Here is an 18127-nt window from a genome sequence, read left to right on the forward strand (position 1 = left end):
CCCGCCGGCATGATTCGAAGGAGAAGGATGCCCCGCACGATCGCCGTCAACACGTGGGTGTGGACGTCGCCGCTCACGGACGCGACCCTCGAGCCGCTCGCCCGGAAGGCCGCCGGACTCGGCTACGACGCCCTGGAGCTGCCCCTCGAGAACGTGGGGGACTGGGATCCGGTGCGCGTGCGCGAGACCCTCGACCGATTCGGTCTCGGCGCGATCGTGGTCGGGGCGATGGGACCGGGGCGGTCGCTGATCGCCCGCGTCGGTGATGTGGCCGCCACGCAGGACTATCTGCGGGCCTGCATCGCCGCCGCGCGCGAGCTCGGCGCGGATGCCGTCGCCGGCCCGTTCTACGCCCCGACCGGTGTCACCTGGCGCATGGACGTCGACGAGCGCACCGCGGTCGTCCGCGAGCTGCGGGAGAACCTGGCTCCTCTCGCAGCGGAGGCCGCGGCTCTCGGGATCACCCTGGCCGTCGAGCCGCTCAACCGCTACGAGACGAGCGTGATCAACACGGTCGAGCAGGGGCTCGACGCACTGGCCCCGCTGCTCGGCGCCGGAGTCGGACTCGCTCTGGACACGTACCATCTCAACATCGAGGAGAAGAAGCCCGCAGAGGCGATCCGTGCCGCGGGAGCGGCGATCGCGCACGTGCAGGTGTGCGGCAGCGATCGCGGCGCCGTCGGCGACGACCACACCGACTGGCCCGAGATCCTGCGGGCGCTGGACGACGCGGGCTACCGGGGTCCGCTGGGACTGGAGAGCTTCACCGGCGAGAACGCCACGATCGCCGTCGCCGCGTCGGTGTGGCGCCCGCTCGCGGCGAGCCAGGACGAACTGGCCGCCCGCAGCATCGCGGCACTCCGAGCATTGGAGCATTCATGAGCACCCACCCCGTCACCCTGTTCACCGGTCAGTGGGCGGATCTGCCGTTCGAGGAGGTCGCCCGTCTCGCGTCCGAGTGGGGCTACGACGGGCTCGAGGTCGCCGCATCGGGCGATCATCTCGACCTGCGGCGCGCGGACGAGGACGACGCGTACGCGGCTTCCCGTCTCGAGGTCCTCGATCGGCACGGGCTGAAGATCTTCGCGATCTCGAACCATCTCACCGGTCAGGCGGTGTGCGACGCCCCGATCGACTTCCGGCACAAGGCGATCCTCCGCGACCACGTCTGGGGGGACGGTGACGCGGAGGGGGTCCGGCAGCGTGCGGCGGAGGACATGAAGCGCGCGGCGCGTGTGGCCCGCAAGCTCGACATCGACACGGTCGTCGGGTTCACCGGTTCGTCGATCTGGCCGTACGTGGCGATGTTCCCGCCGGTCCCGGCATCCGTCATCGAGGGCGGCTTCGAGGACTTCGCGGCCCGCTGGAACCCGATCCTCGACGTCTTCGACGGCGAGGGCGTGCGTTTCGCGCACGAGGTGCATCCGGGGGAGATCGCGTACGACTACTGGAGCTCGGTGCGAGCGCTCGAGGCGATCGATCACCGGAAGGCGTTCGGCTTCAACTGGGATCCCTCGCACATGATGTGGCAGAACATCGACCCGGTCGGGTTCATCGTCGACTTCGCCGACCGCATCTACCACGTGGACTGCAAGGACACCCGGATGCGCCCGCACAACGGCCGTGCCGGCGTGCTCGGCTCGCATCTGCCGTGGGGCGATCCCCGCCGCGGGTGGGATTTCGTCTCCACCGGCCACGGCGACGTGCCCTGGGAGGACTCGTTCCGCGCCCTCGACGCGATCGGCTACACCGGACCGATCTCGATCGAGTGGGAGGACGCGGGGATGGACCGCCTCCACGGCGCCCCCGAGGCACTCGCCTACGTGCGGTCGCTGCTGTGGCCGAAGCCCGAGGCCTCGTTCGACGCCGCCTTCAGCAACCAGTGACCGCCTCTTCGTCCCGCAGGAGCCCCATGTCGATCCAGCACACCGTCGTCTTCCGCCTCGTGCACCCTGCGGGTTCCGCCGAGGAACGCGAGTTCCTCGCCACGGGTCACGCCGTCCTGACCTCGATCCCGGGGGTCTCGGACTTCACGATCCGCCGCCAGGTCAGCCCGAAGAGCGACCTCGCCCATCAGTTCTCGATGGTCTTCGCGGATCAGGGCGCCTATGACGCGTACAACGCCCACCCTGCGCACACCGCCTTCGTGGCGGAGCGCTGGGTGCCGGAGGTCGAGGCCTTCCAGGAGTACGACTTCGCCGAGTGAGCGGCGCCGGCTCTACTGCTCGCGCAGCTTGACCAGGCGCTCGTGGCCCGTCTCCTCGAGCTCCGCGATGTCGTCGCGGGACTTGAGGAAGTCGGAGAACGATCGGTAGCCGAGAGCCTTCTCGCTGAACGACGGATCCATGCGGCGCATGTGCGTCTTGACCGCCGAGCTGTGCAGCCATTCGTCGGCGTCGGTCTTGTCGTGCCCGAGGCGCAGCGCACGCTCCAGCAGCTGCGTCGCCTCGCCCTGCTCGTCGACCTTGGGCTCCTCGACCTTGGCCACCGCCGTCTTGGACTTGGCCCTGCGCGGCGCCTTCGCCTTGGGCGCGTCTGCCGGGGCTTCTGCGACGGGCTCGACGGTCTCGGCGACCGGCGCGGCGACGGCCGGCGCGGGCTTCGTCGGACGAACGACGCCGGGGAGCGAGTCGTAGGCCTCGAACTCGTCGCAGGCCGCGGCCAGCGACTTGGCGGTGGAGCCGGCGACGCCGACCCCGATCACGTAGCGTCCGAGCCGCTTGCAGCGCTGTGCGAGCGGCACGTAGTCGCTGTCGCCCGCCACGATCACGACGTGCGTGAGGTCGGGGAGGCGGAACATGTCCTCGACGGCATCGACCGCGAGACGGATGTCGGCGCCGTTCTTGGCGTATGCCGCCGCCGGGAAGAGCTGCACGAGGTCGACCGCGCGGGCGACGAGCTGGGAGCGGTACTCGGCGTTGACGGGCGACGACCAGTCGGCGTACGCCCTCGTGAGCACGAGGGTGCCGAAGGAGGCGGCGTAGTCGATGATCGCGCCGACCTCGATCATCGCCCGGCTGAGCCGCTCGGCGACATCGGGATCGTTCGGGTTCTCGGTGATCCGCTGGCGGTCCTTGCCATAGGCGTTGCGGCCGTGGACGCGGTCGTACCAGGAGATGACGATGTTGTCGAAGTCCAGGTAGACGGCGACGCGGGCATTCGTGGGCTCAGCCATGGTCGGCCTCCTCGCGCGGGTAGCGCACTCCGATCTGGGAGCGGATCTCGTCGAGGGTCCCCATGATCGCCACGGTCTCGGAGATCGGGAGCAGATCGCCCGCGATGTTCCCCTCGGCCACGAGCCGTTCGGCCGCGAGCGCCTCGAACTGCATGCCGCGCCCTTCGATGTCGGAGGCGTACTCCTCCTGGACGGTGCCGTCCGGCAGCACGACGCGGAAGGACGTGGGGGAGTACCAGACGTGGTCGATGTCGATGCGCGCGGCCGTGCCGACGATGCTCGCCGTGTTCGGGCCGGCGGCGCGGGAGGACGAGAGGGTGGTCGAGATCGCCCCGCCCTCGTGCGTCATGACCGTCGCGACCTCGGCATCCGCCCCGGTTTCGATCAGACGCCCGACGGCGCGGATGCTGGTGGGCGCCCCGAGGATGTCGTGGACGAACGAGATCGGGTAGATGCCCAGGTCGAGCAGGGCGCCGCCGCCGAGCTCGAGCGCGTTGAGCCGGTGCGCGGGATCGGAGGGCAGCAGCTGGGTGTGGTCGGCGGTCACGGCCCGGATCTCGCCGAGCGTGCCCTCGGCGATGATCTCGCGGATGCGGATCATGTGCGGCAGATACCGCGTCCACATGGCCTCCGTGACGAGCAGCCCCTTCTCGGCGGCCAGCCGCTGCAGGTCCTCGGCCTCGGCGCGATTCAGCGTGAACGCCTTCTCGGCGATGACGTGCTTGCCGTGCTCGAGCAGCAGGCGGGCGTTCTCATGGTGCATCGGATGCGGAGTCGAGACGTAGACGATGTCGACATCCGGGTCCGACGCGAGAGCCTCGTACGAGGGATGCGCGTGCGGGATGTCGAAGCGTGCGGCGAAGGCGTCGGCGGACTCCTGCGAGCGCGAGCCGACGGCCACCAGGTCGAGTCCTGCGGTGCGCAGATCGGATGCGAACGAGGCGGCGATGCCGCCGGTTGCGAGGATTCCCCAACGAAGACCAGTCATCGTCTCAGCGTAGACGGTGCTGTCGGTGTGACGGACTGTGACATCGCGTGACGCCCGGCATCGACGGCATGGCAGCGGCGCGCACGCCGAATCTACGGTGGCGATCATGACCGGACCTCTCATCATCGGCGCCATGGTGCGCACACTCGGCGCGTACCCGTCGGGGTGGCGGCAGCCGGGAGCGCACCGCGACCCGGCGGGCGACGCCGACATCCTCCGCCGCATCGCGAGGGAGGGAGAGGATGCCGGCCTCGACTACCTCTTCTTCGGGGACTGGCTGGCGACCGGACCCGACCTGGAGTTCCGCGATCCGTACCTGCTCGCCCGCATCGATCCGGTCAGCGCGGTGCTCTTCCTCGCCGGCATCACCTCGCGGATCGGGCTCATCGCCACGGTCAACACGACCTACGCCGACCCGTACACGACCGCCCGGTCGCTCGCATCGCTCGACGTGCTCTCCGGGGGCCGTGCCGGGGTCAATCTCGTGACCGGCGCCGAGCCGCGCGCCGCGGGCAACCACGGCCGCGACGCGCACGCCGACAACGAGACGCGCTACGACCGCGCCGAGGAGTTCGTCACGGCGCTGCGGCGGCTGTGGGACTCGTGGAGCGACGACGCCTGGATCGCGGATGCCGCGCGCGGCGTGCTCATCGACCCCGAGGGCCTTCGGGCCGCCGATCTGGAGGGCGAGCGGGTGCGGGTCACCGGTCCGTTGAACGTCGCCCGCCCGCCGCAGGGACAGATCCCCATCGTGCACGCCGGCACCTCGCCGCGATCGCGCGCTCTCGCGGCCACGGAGGCCGACCTCGCGCTCATCGCCGCGCCGAGCCTGGCCGACGCGATCGCCACCCGGGAGGGATTGCGAGCCATCGCCGCGGAGGCGGGACGCTCACCGGAGACGCTGAAGGTGATCGCACCCGTGCTCCCGGTCGTCGCCGACACGGATGCCGCGGCGCACCGCATCGTGGAGCGCCTGCTGGCGCTCGTGCCGCTGGCAGAGGGGCATCAGGCCGCTCGCACGGCTTTCCCGACGAACCGGACCGTCGATGCGCTCGCCGATGCGCTCGGCGTCGCCGCGGACGATCCGCTCCGCGCCGCCGACTTCGACCAGCCGGTGAGCGTCGACGACGCCGCTCGGCTGGGGGAGCGCGGCGCCGCTCTCGTCGAGAGGGTGTCGCGCATCGCCGGCGTCGGCGTCTCGACCGGAGACCCGCTCACGTGGCGGCACCTCGTCGCCGCGCACGCCGTGCCCGCCGCCTTCGTGGTGGGCGACGCGCACGCGATCGCCGATCACTTCGAGACCTGGCGCGACGAGGGCGCGGCCGACGGCTTCAACGTGCTGTCGGCATTCCAGCCGGCGCAGTTCGAGGCGTTCACGCGCCTCGCCGCCCCCGAACTGCGCCGTCGCGGACTGCTCTCCGACGACGACGACCGCGCCGGCGCGACGCTTCGCGATCGCCTGCGTGTGACCTCCCGTGTCGACGCGTGACCGGACGTTTCGTCTCGCGACGGTCGGTGTCCGGCGCTTCGCCGCGCGGCATCCGTCTTCCCTAGCGTGATCCTCACCTCGCACCCCTGAATCACCCGCCGCACTCGTGCACCCGAAGCCCAGGAGGCATCTCCCATGAACCGCCGTCTCATCCGCGCAGCCGCCGTGGCGCTCCCGCTCGTCCTCGCGACGAGCCTCGCCGCCTGCGCCTCCTCGCCGGCCCCGGCCAACGCGCCCGCCGCGGGGAGCGACCCCGTCACCGGCGGCACGCTCACCTACCTCGAGCACCAGACGTACACGAACCTGTACCCGCCGCAGGCCGGCTTCTACCCGAACGGCGGCGTCGTCAACAACATCGCCGCCCGGCTCACCTGGCAGAACCCGGAGTCGCTCGAGATCGAGCCGTGGATCGCCACCGACTGGACCGTGAACGACGACGCGACCGAGTACACGTTCAACCTGAAGTCCGACGTCACCTTCTCGGACGGCACCCCGCTCGACGCCGCGGCCGTCGCGAAGAACTTCGACACTTACGGGCTCGGCGTCGCCGACCGCGGGCTCACGATCTCTGAGGCGATCAACAACTACGCCAGCAGCGAGGTCGTCGACGAGGACACCGTCACGTTCCGCTTCTCGGCGCCCGCGCCCGGGTTCCTGCAGGCCACCTCGACGATCAACTCGGGGCTCCTCTCGCCTGCGACGCTCGACGGCACGATCGAGGACTTCGGCGCCGGCAACGCCGAGGACATCATCGGCTCCGGCCCCTTCACGGTGACCGACGAGAAGCTCGGCACCGAGTACACGCTCACGGCACGCGACGACTACGCCTGGGCGCCGGAGAGCGCGGAGAACCAGGGGCGCCCCTACGTGGACGCCGTGCACGTGCTCGTCACACCGGAGGACTCCGTGCGCATCGGCTCGCTGCTCGCCGGTCAGGCCGACTACGTCCGCTACGTGCAGGCCTTCGACGAGGACCGCGTCGAGAGCGCGGGCTTCACTCTCTACGCGCCGCAGACCCGCGGCGTGAACAACGCGATCAGCCTGCGTCCCAGCAACCCGCTGCTCACCGACATCCGCGTCCGCCAGGCGCTGGTGGCCGCGGTCGACGCGCAGGAGGTCGTCGACACCCTCTTCACCGAGAACTACCCGGTCGCGAAGTCGGTCCTGTCGTCCGAGGCCCTCGGCTTCAAGGACGAGTCCGAGCACTACGCCTTCGACCCCGACAAGGCCGAAGAGCTGCTCGACGAGGCGGGATGGAAGCCGGGAGCCGATGGGATCCGCGAGAAGGACGGCGAGCGCCTCGCCTTCACGGTGTACGAGGCCAAGCCGCAGCCGCTCTCGAAGCAGACGCTCGAGCTCGTCGCCCAGCAGCTGGCGAAGGTCGGCGTCGAGCTGACGGTCAAGCCCGGCGATGCCGGAAGCGCGGCCGAGGACAACCGCGACCCGCTCAAGACCGGCTTCTACCACTCGATGGTCGGCCGTGCCGACCTCGACGTGATCAAGAGCCAGTACTTCACGAAGAACCGCGACACGCTCATCTCGAACGACGCCGAGCTCGACGCTCTGCTGCTCGCCGTGGCATCCGAGCCCGATCCTGAGAAGCGCGTCGCCGCCTCTCAGGCCGTGCAGGACTACATCGCCGAGCAGGCGTACGTGATCCCGCTGTTCGAGGAGCCGCAGGTGTACGGCGCGGCGACCTACGTGCAGGGCGTGGCCTTCGAGTCGGTGGGTCGTCCGACCTTCTCCGGCGTGTGGCTCGCCGAGCACTGATGAGCACGGACTGATGAGCACGGTGCACCGATGAGTTTCGTCCTCCGACGAGCCGGGCAGGCCGCGATCGTTCTGATCGCGGCCTTCACGGCCACCTTCTTCCTGCTGCAGCTGCTTCCGGGCGATGCGATCCTGATCAAGTTCTCGGACCCGAGCCTCGGGCTCTCACCCGATCAGCTCGACAGCATCCGTGCGACCTACGGCGCGGACCTGCCGTGGTGGCAGCAGTATCTGCACGCGGGCCGGGGCTTCCTGGCCGGGGACTTCGGGTACTCGACGCAGTTCGGCACTCCCGTGCTCACGATGCTCGGCGAGGCGCTGCCGTCCACGCTGCTCCTCGCCTTCCTCGGCCTGGTCGTGGCGCTCGTGATCGCGGTGCTCGTCGCCGGGCTCTCATCGCTCGCGCGCTTCGCCTGGCTGCGTGACGGTCTGCGGCAGATCCCCGGGCTGTTCGTCGCGGTGCCGGTCTTCTGGCTCGGCATCCTGCTCATCCAGGTGTTCTCCTTCGGCCTCGGGTGGGTGCCGATCGTCGGCGCCGATCCGGCCTCGGGGCTCGTCCTCCCGGTCCTCACGCTCGCGGTGCCGATCTCGGCACCGCTCGCGCAGGTGCTCGTGCGCAGCATCGATCAGGTGCAGGCCCAGCCGTTCATCACGGTGGTGCGGGCCAAGGGCGCGCCCCCGATCTGGGTCCTCACCCGCTCGGTCGCCCGGAACGCGGCCGTGCCGACGCTCACGATCGCGGGCGTCCTGTTCGGCGAGCTCGTCGGCGGCGCGGTGGTGACGGAGACCGTGTTCGGTCGCACCGGGGTCGGCCGGCTCACCGAGCAGGCCGTGGCGAACCAGGACATCCCGGTGCTGCAGGGCGTGGTCCTGCTGTCGGCGCTGGGCTTCGTGCTCATCAGCTTCGCGGTCGACCTCGTGACGCCGCTCATCGACCCGCGCCAGCGGAGCGTCGCGAGGGCGACGGCACCGCGCGCCCTGCAGGAGATCCCGGCATGACCGTCCCCGTTCTCACGACTCTTCCCGTCCCGGTCGCCCCCGAACCCGAGGCGGATGCCGTCGCCCCGGCATCCGTCCGCCCCGCGAGGCCGCTGCGGGCGCTGCCGTGGGGTCTGTACCTGGCGATCTCGGTCGTCGTGCTGGCCGTGCTCTGGGCCGTGATCCCCGGGGTCTTCGCGGCGGGCGACCCGCTCACCGGAGCCCCCGCCGACAAGCTGCTGCCTCCGAGCGCCACCCACTGGTTCGGCACGGACACGCTCGGTCGCGATCTGTTCGGCCGCGTCGTCCACGGCGCGGTGCACTCGCTCTCCGGCGCGCTCATCGCCGTGACGGTCGGCCTCGGCCTCGGCACCCTGATCGGCGCGGTCGCCGGCGCCGTCGGCGGCATCCTCGACGACGTGCTGATGCGGGTCGTCGACGTGCTGCTCGCGATCCCCGGCCTGCTGCTGTCGCTCTCGGTGATCATCCTGCTCGGCTTCGGAACGGTGAACGCCGCGCTCGCGGTCGGTCTGGGCAGCGTCGCGGCCTTCGCGCGCCTCATGCGCGCCGAGGTCGCCAGGGTGCGGCGCACCGAGTACGTCGAGGCGGCGTACGGCAGCGGTGCCACCTTCTTCTCGGTGCTCCGCCGGCATGTGCTCCCGAACTCGCTCACGCCCATCGTGGCGCTCGCCGCCCTGCAGTTCGGCACGGCGATCCTCGCGATCTCGACGCTCGGGTTCCTCGGCTACGGCGCGCCGCCGCCCACTCCCGAATGGGGACTCCTGATCGCCGAGGGGCGCAACTACATCGGGACGGCGTGGTGGCTCACAGCCCTCCCGGGTCTCGTCGTGGTCGCCGTGGTGCTCAGCGCCAACCGCATCAGCCACCGACTCGGAAGGAGCACCCGATGAGCGTCCTCGCAGCGACCGATCTGCGGATCTCGTACGCCGGACGCGAGGTCGTGCACGGCGTCTCGTTCGAGATCCAGGAGGGCGAGACGCTCGCGCTCGTCGGCGAATCCGGATCCGGCAAGTCCACCACCGCGCACGCTCTCCTGGGGCTCCTGCCGCAAGGCGGGCGTGTGGACGGCGGCAGCGTGCGGCTCGGCGATCTCGACATCTCCGGCTGGTCGGACCGTGCTCTGCGCGGCATCCGGGGGCCGGAGATCGGTCTCGTGCCGCAGGATCCGACGACCTCGCTCAACCCGGTGCGTCCCATCGGCGCGCAGGTCGAGGAGATCCTGCGCCTGCACGGGCATCGGGACGGCAGGGCCCGCCGCGCCAGGGTCATCGAGCTGCTCGACCGCGTCGGCATCGACGATCCCGACCTCCGCGCCCGTCAGTATCCGCATGAGCTCTCCGGCGGAATGCGGCAGCGCGTGCTGATCGCCACCGCGATCGCGCTGGGACCCCGGCTGCTGATCGCCGACGAGCCGACGAGCGCCCTCGACGCCACGGTGCAGCGCAAGGTCCTCGACCTGCTCGACGAGCTGCGCCGCGAGGAGGGCACCAGCATCCTGCTCGTGACGCACGACCTCGGCGTCGCCGCCGACCGCGCAGGACGGCTGGTCGTGCTGAAGGACGGCCGGATCGTCGAACAGGGCGCGAGCGAGGACGTGCTCGCCGCTCCGTCCGACGCCTACACGAAGCAGCTCCTCGCCGATGCTCCCGCGTTCACGACGGGCTTCCGCCGTCCGGACGCACCGCCGTTCCTCCGCGATGCGGCCGCGGTCGCGGCGGAGAACCCCTACGCGATCGTGGCCGAGGGGCTCGTGAAGGAGTTCCGGGTCGGCGGACGCGAGCGGTTCCGTGCCGTGGACGACGTGTCGTTCCGTGTGCGCAGGGGAACGACGCATGCGCTCGTGGGGGAGTCCGGCTCGGGGAAGACCACGACCGCCCGGCTCGTCACGCGCTTCCAGCAGCCGGATGCCGGCACGATCGAGATCGCGGGCGACGATGTGACGCGGGCGTCGCGCGAGCAGCTGCGGGCGCTGCGCCGCCGCATCCAGCTCGTGTACCAGAACCCCTTCGCGTCGCTCGATCCGCGCCAGCAGATCGCGGACATCGTCGCCGAGCCGCTGCGGAACTTCCGCCAGGGTTCGCGAGCCGACCAGCGTGCGCGTGCGCTCGCGCTGATCGACCGGGTCTCGCTGCCCGCCGACGTCGCGCGGCGCACGCCGCAGGAGCTGTCCGGCGGGCAGCGCCAGCGCGTGGCGATCGCTCGCGCCCTCGCGATCGACCCGGAGATCGTCGTCCTCGACGAGGCGGTGTCGGCGCTCGACGTGACCGTGCAGGCGCGCATCCTCGAGCTGCTCACCTCGCTGCAGGCCGAGCTCGGCCTCACCTACCTGTTCATCTCGCACGACCTCGCCGTCGTGCGCCGGATCAGCCACACGGTCTCGGTCATGCGCCGCGGCCGGATCGTGGAGGAAGGCCCGACCGAAGAGCTGTTCCACGACCCGCAGCACGACTACACCCGGGAGCTGCTGGCTGCGGTGCCCGGTCGAACGGAGATCCCCGCATGACCGCCCCCACCGTCGCGTTCTTCACCCGTCTGCTCGACGACGCCTCGCCCGCGGAGCGCTACGCCCTCGCGGCCGCGCAGATCCAGCAGGCCGAGAGCGTCGGCATCGGTCGGGCATGGGTCGCGCAGCACCACTTCCGCGCGGCGGAGGGCGGTCTTCCCTCGCCCCTGGTGTTCCTCGCGAGCATCGCGGCCCGCACCTCGCGCATCCGGCTGGGGACGGGAGTGATCACCCTGCCGCTGGAGGATCCGGTGCGCGTGGCCGAAGACGCCGTGGTCGCCGACCTGCTGTCTGACGGACGGATCGACCTGGGGCTCGGCAGCGGCGGCACGCCATCGTCGTTCGTGCCCTTCGGGGAGGACGTGCGCGACAAGGCGCCGACCTACGATCGCAAGCTCGCGGTGCTGCTCGACGCGCTGAACGGCCGCGACATCGGCGCCGGCAACACGCTCTACCCGGATGCCGCTGACCTCTCCGACCGTGTCTGGCAGGCGACCTTCTCGGCTCCGGGCGGCCACCGCGCCGGCATCCACGGGCACGGACTGCTGCTCTCTCGCACGCAGCCCCGCCGCGACGACGCCCTGCATGCGCCGCTGTCGGCGCTGCAGGATCCGATCATCGACGCGTACCTCGAGGCTCTTTCCGAGGGGTCGACGCCGCGCATCACCGCCTCTCGCACCGTGTTCGTCGCCGATGACCGGGCCGAGGCGCTGCGCTTCGCCGAGGTGGGGCTGCGGCGGGCGGCCGAGGGGTTCCGCCGACAGGGTCAGACGATCCCCGGCGACAGCATCGACGAGCTGATCGTCGCGCTCGACACGCACCTCGGCACGCCGGAGGAGGTGGCGGAGTCGCTCGCCGCCGACACCACCCTCGCCCGCGCGACGGAGATCGCGTTCCAGGTCCACTCGGTCGACGCCCCGCACGACCACGTGCTGCGTTCGATCGAGCTCTTCGCCGAGCAGGTCGCGCCCGCGCTCGGCTACGCACTCACCGACACCATCAAGGAGAAGGCATGACGCACGACATCGTCGATCAGATCGCGGGGGTGACGCCGGCGCTCGATGCACTGCGTCGTCGTCGCCCCGTCACCAGGGAGCAGCTGCAGGCGAGCTTCGACGCGCTGTTCCACCCCGTCTCGGACGAGCACGTCTCGCAGGCGGAGCGCGAGCTCGTCGCCGCGTTCGCCACGCGGCTCGCCGGAAGCTCCGACGCGACCGGGACGTTCTACGCCGACCGCGCGCTCGCCGCCGACCCGCATCGCGCGGCCGTCGTGCTGGCCGAGGCGTCGGACGCCGCGGTCGAGGGACCGTTCGGCGCGTACACCGAACGCGGCCTGCAGAGCGAGAGCACAGAGGGCGAGCGCTACACGCCGTCGGATGCCGCGGCCGAGGCGCTCGGCAGCCGGGTCGCCGCGGCTCTGGCGCACACGCATCTGCTGGTGTTCCGTCCGCGGGAGGCGTCGTCGGCCGACATCGGTCGACTGCTCGCCGCCGGGTGGTCGGCCGACGGCATCGTCACGCTGTCGCAGCTGGTCTCCTTCCTGGCTTTCCAGCAGCGGGTCATCACGGGGCTCCGGGTGCTCGCCGCCGCCGGTCTCCGGTCGACAGCGCAGACCGATTCCGAGGAGGAGGCAGCATGACCGTCGACGAGAGCGTGCTCACGCACGACGCCCCGCACCCGCACGCCTTCACCCGTGGCGAGGTCGGCTGGCTGCCGCACCTCTCGCCGCTGGCCGAGGACGAGCTCACCGAGCGGCACTACGACGGGCTCGTCGATGCGGCCCGGGCCAAGAACGACTACTTCCGTCTGCTCGCCCGTGACCCCGAGATCCTGAAGGCGCGGACGCTCGTCGACAAGGACATCTTCTACAACGTCGCCGAGGGTCTTCCTCGGGCCGAGCGCGAGCTCGCGGCGACGGCGGCCTCGCGTCGCAACGGGTGCGTGTTCTGCGCCTCGGTGCACGCGCGCTTCGCGGCCCACCACGGCAAGCGCGTCGACGATGTCGACCGCCTGCTCGACGAGGGCGTGGAGGCGGACCTCGGCGAGCGGTGGAACGCCGTCGTCGCGGCATCCGTCGCCCTCACCGACACACCCGGCGCCTTCGGGGAGGCTGAGATCGCGCGGCTCCGTGCGGCCGGCCTCGACGACCTGGAGATCGCCGACGTCATCCACGGTGCGGCCTTCTTCAACTGGGCGAACCGGCTGATGCTGTCGATCGGACGGCCGGTAGCCCCGGCGTGACGCGCGAGCCTCGGCCTAGGGGACGAGGATGATCTTGCCCGGGGCGGCGCCGGATTCCATGAGCTCATGGGCCTGCGCCGCTTCGGCGAGCGGAAGCTCTGGGCCGAGCTCGATCGTGAAGTCGCCGGCCGCGAGCAGCTCGACGGTCTTCGGGAGCGCCTCGGCACGCCAGGCGAGCTCCTCGTCGGTCAGGGGCACGGGGGAGCCCCCGGAGAACGCGCGGATGCCGAACGACGCGGCATCCGGCCCCCGCACGATCGTCGCGATCCGGTCCCGGTCCGCGACGAGGGCGAGAGAGGTCTCGATCGCCTCGTCGGTGCCCGCGCAGTCCAGGACGACCGTGACCGGAGCAGGTGCGGCCTCTCGCACGCGCTCCAGGAGGCCCGCGTCGTAGGAGATCGGGATGGCTCCGAGCTCGCGCAGCTGATCGTGGCGCGCAGGGCTCGCGGTGGCGATCACCGTCGCGCCCCAGGCCACGGCGAACTGCACGGCGGCCTGCCCCACGGCGCCGGAGCCGGCGTGGACGAGCAGCACGTCGCCATCGGTCACGCCGAGTGATCGCAGCGCCTGGTAGGCGGTGCCCGCAGGGATGCCGATCGCCGCTCCCTCGGCCGCGGTCACGGCATCCGGAAGGGCGACGAGCTTCCCGGTCGGGATCGCCAGCGCCGAGGCGTAGGTGCCGAGCGCATCACGGATCGCGACTCGGTCGCCGACCGCGAAGTCGTCGACCCCTTCGCCGAGGACCTCGACGACGCCTGCGCCATCGAAGCCGACCGGCCGCGGCTCGGTGATGTCCGGCGACGGGCGCTTGCGGCTGCGCAGCTTCGCGTCGATCGGGTTCACTCCGGCGGCCTCGATCCGCACGACCACCTCGCCGCGCGCTGCGACGGGGTCGGGGACCTCGATCTGGTGAAGGACTGCGGGGGATCCGAACTCGGTGTAGACGATCGCGCGTGCCATGGATTCAGGGTACTCGCCGCGTTTCGTCTCGCTGGCGCTCGCTCAACGACCGTTGCCGGCGAGTGCCTTCATGATGCGCTGCGGCGAGACCGCCTGCGCGGTGCCGAGGCGCTGCGCGAACACGCTGATCCGGTACTCCTCCAGGAGCCAGCGCACCTCGATCAGAGCGGGCGCGGCATCCGCGGCGAGGGGGGTCGTGCCGCCCGCGTCCTCGAAGGCCTTCGCCATCCGCTCGAACTCCGTCATGCGAGCGCGGTCCTTGCCCGGCTCGTTCGTCAGGGTCTTCAGGCGGTCGAGCATGCCCTCGAGATAGCGCGGGAAGTGCGCGAGCCGCTCGACGCCGGCCGCCGAGACGAATCCCGGGTGCAGCAGGCCCGACAACTGCGTGCGGATGTCGTTCAGCGGCCCGAGGAGCGCGAGGGAGTTCTGCGCCTTGATCCCGCGCTCGACCTCCCTGGCCTTCGTCAGGACGCGGGCGACCAGCGAGACGCAGGCGAACAGGTCGTCGACGAGAGAGGCGGAGACGGCGTCGCGCACGCGGGTGAACTCCGACTCGCTGCGCACGATCCCGGTGCCGTCGGTCGCCGCATCGATCACCCGTCGCGCGACCGACGCCCGGCAGTCCTCGATCAGGGCGGCCGCGGTCTGGTACGGCGACGCCGCCAGCGCGAGCTTCTCCTGGCTGGTGAGGTGCTCCTGCACGTAGGACGAGGGAGAGGGGACGCCGAGCAGGACCAGTCGCAGCACCCCGGCGCGGGTCGCCGCCGCCGCGGCATCCGCCGTCGACTCGACGCGCACCGACACGGTCTTGCCCTGGTCGACGATCGCCGGATAGCCGCGCACCACGCCGCCCGCCACGCGCGTGTCGAGCACCTCGGGGAGATCTCCGACGGTCCAGGCCGTGAGGCCGGTCTGCTCGATCTTCGGGGCTGGATCGCTCGATACCCTCAGCGGTCCGGAAGTGCGCGGAGGGGCGGCGATCGATCGGGCGACACTGCTGCGGGCCCGATCGGAGAGCTGCGTCTGCAGGGCGCGCAGGTCGCGGTCCGATCCGGCGACCCGGCCCCGTTCGTCGACGGCACGGAAGTTCATCCGCAGGTGTGCGGGGACGCGTTGGTCCTCGAAGTCCTTCGCCGTGACGAGCTGGTTGGCCAGCGGCTGGATCAGTCGCGCGAGCGCCTCCTTGAGCGTGCGCGGCGGCAGGCCGCCGTGGTTCTCCGGGCCCTGGTCCGCGAGCTCGGCCCCGAACTTCTCTGCCCAGTCCGCGGCGGGGACGACGTGACGGCGGATCGCCTTGGGCAGGGCGCGCAGGAGGCCGGTGACCAGCTCGGCGCGGAGGCCCGGCACCTGCCAGTCGAAGCCGCGGTCCTCGATCTGCGCGAGCAGGGGAAGGGGCACGACCACGCTCACGCCGTCGTCGGCGGCTCCGGGCTCGAACCGGTACGCGAGACCGAGCACCTGATCGCCCTGGTTCCAGCGCGTCGGGAACTCGCTCTGATCGGCTCGGGCCTCGTCGTCGAGCAGATCGGCCTCGCGCATGACCAGAAGCTTCGGTGTAGCCTGCAGCGCCTCGCGCCACCAGGCCTCGAAGGAGCGCACGTCGAACACCTCAGGCGGGATCCGCTCGTCGTAGAAGCGGAAGACGGCCTCATCGCCGGCGAGGATGTCGCGGCGCCGCTCCCGCTCCTCGAGCTTCTCCAGACGCTTGCGGAGTTCGGCGTTGCTGCGCCAGAACGCACTGACCCGCTTGTCGATGCGCGTCGGATCCCATTCGCCCTCGACGAGCGCGTGTCGCACGAAGAGCTCGCGCGACGCCGCCCGGTCGATGCGCGCGAACTGCACGCGACGTCGGGGGATGATCTCGACGCCGAACAGCGTGACCTTCTCGAAGGCGACGGCGGCACCGGCATCCTTCGACCAGTGCGGCTCGGTGACCTGCCGCTTGGCGAGGTCGCCGGCGAGGGGCTCGGCCCACGCCGGATCGATCGCGGCCACCGTGCGCGCGAACGTGCGCGATGTCTCGACGATCTCCGCCGCCATCACCGCCTGCGGGCTCTTCTTGCGCAGCCCGGAGCCGGGGAAGATCGAGAAGCGGATGCCGCGGGCGCCGCGGTACTCGGCGATGCGCCGCCCCTTCGGCTCCTTGGCGGGGGAGTGGGACTTGCCCGCCGGTGCGGTGCGCTCGTCGAGGATGCCGATCTGCGAGAGCAGTCCCGACAGCAGTGCGCGGTGGATCGCGTCCGGATCGGAAGCGCCCTGCGAGGTCCCTGAGCCCTTCCTCGCGTCCTTGACCAGGGTGCTCAACTGGCGGTGCACGTCGAACCACTCGCGCACGCGCACGTAGTTGAGGTGCTCGGAGCGGCAGAGGCGGCGGAAAGCGCTCGATCCGAGCTCGCGCTGCTGCTCCCGCAGGTGGTTCCAGAGGTTGAGGAGCGTGAGGAAGTCGCTCGTCGGGTCGACGAAGCGCGCGTGCAGGCGGTCGGCCTCCTCGCGTCGCTCCTCCGGGCGCTCCCTGACGTCCTGGATCGTCAGACCCGACACGATCGGCAGGACGTCGTGCACGACCTGGGTCCCTGAGCCTGTCGAAGGGCGCCCCGCCTCGATCAGCATCCGTGCGAATCGCGGGTCGATCGGCATGCGGGAGATCTCGCGGCCGACGCGCGTGAGGTGAGGGGAATCGTCGCGCCGCGACGGCTCCACCGCGCCGAGCTCGGTGAGCAGGTCGAAGGCGGCCTTCACGCCCCGCGAGTCCGGCGGGGTGAGGAACGGGAAGGCGGTGATGTCGCCGAAGCCGAGCGACAGCATCTGCAGGATGACCGAGGCCAGCGAGGTGCGCAGGATCTCGGGTTCGGTGAACTCCGGACGCTTCTCGAAGTCCTCCTCCGCGTACAGGCGGATGGCGATGCCGTCGCTCGTCCGTCCGGCGCGACCCGAGCGCTGATTCGCCGAGGCCTGCGAGATCGCCTCGATCGGGAGCTGCTGCACCTTGGAGCGGTTGCTGTAGCGCGAGATGCGGGCCGTGCCGGTGTCGATCACGTACCGGATGCCGGGAACCGTGAGGCTCGTCTCGGCGACGTTCGTGGCGAGGATCACCCGGCGGCGCACGCCCGCCACGCGGCTGCGCTCGAAGACCCGGTGCTGTTCGGCCGCCGACAGGCGTCCGTAGAGGGGGAGGACCTCGGTCGGGGAGCGATCCTTCGCGTAGGCGCCGCGCACGGCGTCCGCGGCGTCCCGGATCTCGGCCTCGCCCGGCAGGAAGACGAGCACGTCGCCGGGCTCCTCGCGGTCGAGTTCGCGGAGGGCCGCGACGATCGCCGACACCTCGTCCTCTTCCTCGGTCTCGTCGGTCTGCGCGCGGTAGCGGATCTCGACGGGATACGTGCGGCCGGAGACCTCGATGATCGGCGCGGGCGTCGGCTGGGTCCCTGAGCTCGTCGAAGGGGCGAAGTGCTTCGCGAAGCTCTCCGGATCGATCGTCGCGGAGGTGATGATCACCTTGAGATCGGGACGCTCGGGCAGGATGCGCACCAGGTATCCGATCAGGAAGTCGACGTTGAGCGAGCGCTCGTGCGCCTCGTCGATGATGATCGTGTCGTAGCGGGTGAGCAGCCGATCGCGATGGATCTCGTTGAGGAGGATGCCGTCGGTCATCAGCGCGACGCGGGTCTCGTCGGACACCTTGTCGGTGAAGCGCACCTTGTAGCCGACGAGCGTGCCCAGCTCGACCTGGAGCTCCTCCGCCACGCGCTCGGCGATCGTGCGGGCGGCCAGACGTCGCGGCTGAGTGTGCGCGATACGGGTGCGGCCGAGCTCGAGCGCGATCTTCGGCAGCTGCGTCGTCTTGCCCGATCCGGTCGCGCCGGCGACGATGACGACCTGGTTGTCGCGGATGGCGTCGGCGATCTCCTCCCTGGCCGCGCTGACGGGCAGCTCCGGGGGATAGGAGATGAGGGGGAGGGACGCAGACATAGCCCTCCATCGTATGACGGATCATGGATGCCA

Annotated in this window: 15 protein-coding genes; 11 read left to right on the forward strand and 4 right to left on the reverse strand. The window is 71.1% G+C overall.

Features of this window, described 5'->3' with window-relative positions; genetic code table 11:
* Window positions 1-27 precede the first annotated feature (27 nt).
* The 3 genes from LBN7_RS16055 to LBN7_RS16065 are packed head-to-tail and all read left to right on the forward strand — an operon-like array spanning window position 28 to window position 2206.
* Entirely contained in the window at window positions 28-882 is an 855-nt protein-coding gene (locus LBN7_RS16055) for a sugar phosphate isomerase/epimerase family protein (RefSeq protein ID WP_407360210.1), read from the forward strand.
* Window positions 879-1886 carry a sugar phosphate isomerase/epimerase family protein gene (locus LBN7_RS16060; protein WP_407360211.1) on the forward strand — a complete coding sequence of 336 codons (1008 nt, stop codon included), beginning with the start codon at window positions 879-881 and terminating at the stop codon, window positions 1884-1886. The genes LBN7_RS16055 and LBN7_RS16060 overlap by 4 nt, the downstream gene beginning before the upstream one ends.
* A gap of 26 nt (window positions 1887-1912) precedes the next feature.
* Window positions 1913-2206 (forward strand): Dabb family protein, encoded by a 294-nt coding sequence (locus LBN7_RS16065; protein ID WP_407360212.1) that lies wholly within the window; start codon window positions 1913-1915, stop codon window positions 2204-2206.
* 12 nt (window positions 2207-2218) lie between these two features.
* On the opposite strand, the gene LBN7_RS16070 is transcribed toward LBN7_RS16065, so the two are convergent.
* Both LBN7_RS16070 and LBN7_RS16075 read right to left on the reverse strand, forming a co-directional pair.
* Window positions 2219-3175, reverse strand: coding sequence for an NYN domain-containing protein (locus LBN7_RS16070; RefSeq protein ID WP_407360213.1), 957 nt, complete (start codon window positions 3173-3175; stop codon window positions 2219-2221).
* Window positions 3168-4163, reverse strand: coding sequence for a Gfo/Idh/MocA family protein (locus tag LBN7_RS16075; RefSeq protein ID WP_407360214.1), 996 nt, complete (start codon window positions 4161-4163; stop codon window positions 3168-3170). Before LBN7_RS16075 ends, LBN7_RS16070 begins: the two co-directional genes overlap by 8 nt.
* Window positions 4164-4269: 106 nt before the next feature.
* Between LBN7_RS16075 and LBN7_RS16080 the strand changes: the two genes are divergently transcribed.
* The 8 genes from LBN7_RS16080 (at window position 4270) to LBN7_RS16115 (ending at window position 13165) form a co-directional block, all read left to right on the forward strand.
* Window positions 4270-5652 (forward strand): NtaA/DmoA family FMN-dependent monooxygenase, encoded by a 1383-nt coding sequence (locus LBN7_RS16080; RefSeq protein WP_407360215.1) that lies wholly within the window; start codon window positions 4270-4272, stop codon window positions 5650-5652.
* Window positions 5653-5787: 135 nt separating this feature from the next.
* On the forward strand, window positions 5788-7422 hold the full coding sequence (locus LBN7_RS16085; protein ID WP_407360216.1) for a TIGR04028 family ABC transporter substrate-binding protein: 1635 nt from the start codon (window positions 5788-5790) through the stop codon (window positions 7420-7422).
* A 30-nt stretch (window positions 7423-7452) separates the two neighbouring features.
* A complete protein-coding gene (locus tag LBN7_RS16090; RefSeq protein WP_407360217.1) occupies window positions 7453-8421 on the forward strand; it encodes an ABC transporter permease in 969 nt (322 codons plus the stop codon).
* Window positions 8418-9311: an ABC transporter permease gene (locus tag LBN7_RS16095; protein WP_407360218.1), complete on the forward strand. Its 894-nt coding sequence runs from the start codon at window positions 8418-8420 to the stop codon at window positions 9309-9311. The genes LBN7_RS16090 and LBN7_RS16095 overlap by 4 nt, the downstream gene beginning before the upstream one ends.
* Complete coding sequence (locus tag LBN7_RS16100; protein WP_407360219.1) at window positions 9308-10924, forward strand: dipeptide ABC transporter ATP-binding protein; 1617 nt, start codon at window positions 9308-9310, stop codon at window positions 10922-10924. The genes LBN7_RS16095 and LBN7_RS16100 overlap by 4 nt, the downstream gene beginning before the upstream one ends.
* A complete protein-coding gene (locus tag LBN7_RS16105; protein WP_407360220.1) occupies window positions 10921-11940 on the forward strand; it encodes a putative FMN-dependent luciferase-like monooxygenase in 1020 nt (339 codons plus the stop codon). The genes LBN7_RS16100 and LBN7_RS16105 overlap by 4 nt, the downstream gene beginning before the upstream one ends.
* Window positions 11937-12563, forward strand: a complete 627-nt coding sequence (locus tag LBN7_RS16110) for a CMD domain protein (protein ID WP_407360221.1) — start codon at window positions 11937-11939, stop codon at window positions 12561-12563. The genes LBN7_RS16105 and LBN7_RS16110 overlap by 4 nt, the downstream gene beginning before the upstream one ends.
* The gene (locus tag LBN7_RS16115; protein ID WP_116637005.1) at window positions 12560-13165 is read left to right on the forward strand and encodes an alkylhydroperoxidase domain protein; all 606 of its coding nucleotides are present in this window, start codon (window positions 12560-12562) and stop codon (window positions 13163-13165) included. Before LBN7_RS16110 ends, LBN7_RS16115 begins: the two co-directional genes overlap by 4 nt.
* 15 nt (window positions 13166-13180) lie before the next feature.
* Here the strand turns inward: LBN7_RS16115 and LBN7_RS16120 are convergent, their stop codons facing one another.
* On the reverse strand, window positions 13181-14125 hold the full coding sequence (locus tag LBN7_RS16120) for an NADP-dependent oxidoreductase (protein WP_341944968.1): 945 nt from the start codon (window positions 14123-14125) through the stop codon (window positions 13181-13183).
* A gap of 42 nt (window positions 14126-14167) precedes the next feature.
* Window positions 14168-18094 carry an ATP-dependent RNA helicase HrpA gene (hrpA, locus tag LBN7_RS16125; RefSeq protein ID WP_407360222.1) on the reverse strand — a complete coding sequence of 1309 codons (3927 nt, stop codon included), beginning with the start codon at window positions 18092-18094 and terminating at the stop codon, window positions 14168-14170.
* Window positions 18095-18127: the final 33 nt, after the last annotated feature.

This window comes from Microbacterium sp. LBN7 (assembly GCF_045690345.1).
In the GTDB taxonomy this organism is placed as follows: Bacteria; Actinomycetota; Actinomycetes; order Actinomycetales; family Microbacteriaceae; genus Microbacterium.

Bases quoted from the DNA above. Each gene is read 5' to 3' on its own strand.
- LBN7_RS16060 (WP_407360211.1), top strand. From the start codon at position 879: ATGAGCACCCACCCCGTCACCCTGTTCACCGGTCAGTGGGCGGATCTG.
- LBN7_RS16080 (WP_407360215.1), top strand. From the start codon at position 4,270: ATGACCGGACCTCTCATCATCGGCGCCATGGTGCGCACACTCGGCGCG.
- LBN7_RS16085 (WP_407360216.1), top strand. From the start codon at position 5,788: ATGAACCGCCGTCTCATCCGCGCAGCCGCCGTGGCGCTCCCGCTCGTC.
- LBN7_RS16115 (WP_116637005.1), top strand. From the start codon at position 12,560: ATGACCGTCGACGAGAGCGTGCTCACGCACGACGCCCCGCACCCGCAC.
- LBN7_RS16095 (WP_407360218.1), top strand. From the start codon at position 8,418: ATGACCGTCCCCGTTCTCACGACTCTTCCCGTCCCGGTCGCCCCCGAA.
- hrpA (WP_407360222.1), bottom strand. From the start codon at position 18,094: ATGTCTGCGTCCCTCCCCCTCATCTCCTATCCCCCGGAGCTGCCCGTC.
- LBN7_RS16090 (WP_407360217.1), top strand. From the start codon at position 7,453: ATGAGTTTCGTCCTCCGACGAGCCGGGCAGGCCGCGATCGTTCTGATC.
- LBN7_RS16075 (WP_407360214.1), bottom strand. From the start codon at position 4,163: ATGACTGGTCTTCGTTGGGGAATCCTCGCAACCGGCGGCATCGCCGCC.
- LBN7_RS16110 (WP_407360221.1), top strand. From the start codon at position 11,937: ATGACGCACGACATCGTCGATCAGATCGCGGGGGTGACGCCGGCGCTC.
- LBN7_RS16105 (WP_407360220.1), top strand. From the start codon at position 10,921: ATGACCGCCCCCACCGTCGCGTTCTTCACCCGTCTGCTCGACGACGCC.
- LBN7_RS16070 (WP_407360213.1), bottom strand. From the start codon at position 3,175: ATGGCTGAGCCCACGAATGCCCGCGTCGCCGTCTACCTGGACTTCGAC.
- LBN7_RS16065 (WP_407360212.1), top strand. From the start codon at position 1,913: ATGTCGATCCAGCACACCGTCGTCTTCCGCCTCGTGCACCCTGCGGGT.
- LBN7_RS16055 (WP_407360210.1), top strand. From the start codon at position 28: ATGCCCCGCACGATCGCCGTCAACACGTGGGTGTGGACGTCGCCGCTC.
- LBN7_RS16120 (WP_341944968.1), bottom strand. From the start codon at position 14,125: ATGGCACGCGCGATCGTCTACACCGAGTTCGGATCCCCCGCAGTCCTT.
- LBN7_RS16100 (WP_407360219.1), top strand. From the start codon at position 9,308: ATGAGCGTCCTCGCAGCGACCGATCTGCGGATCTCGTACGCCGGACGC.